Origin of the sequence: Streptomyces sp. XM83C (genome assembly GCF_023072675.1) — a bacterium.
GTDB lineage: Bacteria > Actinomycetota > Actinomycetes > Streptomycetales > Streptomycetaceae > Streptomyces > Streptomyces thermocoprophilus.
In genome coordinates, this window is sequence record NZ_JALLGL010000589.1 from 1 (window position 1) to 1298 (window position 1298).

The window sequence follows — 1298 nt, forward strand, 5'->3', positions numbered from 1 at the left end:
GCGGCCGGCCGGAGGAGTACTGCCACCGGGACATACTCGACGCGATCCGCTACGTGGTGGACAACGGCGTGAAGTGGCCCGCGCTGCCTGCCGACTACCCGCCATGGAAGGCGGTGCACCGGTTCTTCACCCGCTGGCGGAAGCAGGGGCTGATCGGCGAGTTCCACGGCCGGCTCCGCGCCGCGACCCGTGAAGCGCAGGGCCGGGATGCGGAGCCGACGGCAGGGGTGATCGACTCGCAGTCCGCGAAAGGCACGTCCACGGTCGAGGCCGCGACCAGCGGCTATGACGGCGGGAAGAAGATCAAAGGGCGCAAGCGGCATATCGTGGTGGACACCCTCGGCCTGATCCTCGCGGTCATGGTCACCCCCGCCTCGACGGGGGACCGGGACGCCGCCCAGGACCTCCTCTCCCAGGCCACGAGGCGGCATCATCGGCTCAGGCGCGTATGGGCGGACAGCGGATACACCGGCATGCTGGTGGGCTGGTGCGCCAGGGCCCTGAACCTAATACTGACCGTCATCCGCCGCAGCGACGGCCACAAAGGCTTCGTCGTGCTGCCCAAACGGTGGATCGTCGAGCGGACCTTCGCCTGGCTCACCCGCTCCCGGCGCCTGGCCCGCGACTACGAGCGGCTGCCCGCGTCGTCGGAGGCGATGATCCTGTGGTCGATGACCATGGTCATGACCCGCCGTCTCGGCCATCGCCGCAGGCGAACCGGCCCGGAACCGGCTCGTGCGCCCATCCCCGCACAACGAGCCGCTTGAGCTTGCACCGCACGCCCTCCATCTTCGCCGGAACCACCTCAAGCCCCAACAAGGCAGTGATCTCACGGCAGTTCAGTGGCTGGCCGCCAGTGGCGCGGCGTTCGGCCAGCAGACCCATGACCTGCTGATACTCCGGCGCCAGCACCTCGGCCGACAGCCCCTCCCGCCAGGGAGGAACAACCGACCCGGGCCTCGCCGCCGCCGGCGCCGCGGCCTCACCCCCGTCCGGCGTCTTCCCCGCCTCACCGTCCCGGCCCACGGTTTCACCCCCGTCGTCCCACACCTCGCCGACCCGCCTGCGGGCGATCAGCCACTCGTCCCACTCCGACTGCGCCGCCTCCAGCTCGGCCTGCAACTCCTCCACCCGCCTCCGGGCCGCACGCTCCCGCTCCTCCAGCCGCCCCAGCACAGACACCATCACGCACCTCCAGCACGCCACCTCCACGGACGCACCGGACCTACCTCACCCACCCCGAAACTATGCCTGACCAGCACAAACCCAGCCTCACACTCGGTTTCGAGAAGCCCTCT

General features: G+C 70.2%; 2 protein-coding genes. One reads left to right on the forward strand and one right to left on the reverse strand.

Annotated features, from left to right (window positions below; all coding sequences use genetic code 11):
- On the forward strand, positions 1 to 767 hold a 767-nt coding region (locus MTQ10_RS30535; RefSeq protein ID WP_247473994.1), incomplete at its 5' end, for an IS5 family transposase.
- On the opposite strand, the gene MTQ10_RS30540 is transcribed toward MTQ10_RS30535, so the two are convergent.
- On the reverse strand, positions 682 to 1185 hold the full coding sequence (locus MTQ10_RS30540) for a hypothetical protein (RefSeq protein WP_247473996.1): 504 nt from the start codon (positions 1183 to 1185) through the stop codon (positions 682 to 684). The genes MTQ10_RS30535 and MTQ10_RS30540 overlap by 86 nt on opposite strands.
- Positions 1186 to 1298 lie beyond the last annotated feature (113 nt).

Bases quoted from the DNA above. Each gene is read 5' to 3' on its own strand.
- MTQ10_RS30540 (WP_247473996.1), bottom strand. From the start codon at position 1,185: ATGGTGTCTGTGCTGGGGCGGCTGGAGGAGCGGGAGCGTGCGGCCCGG.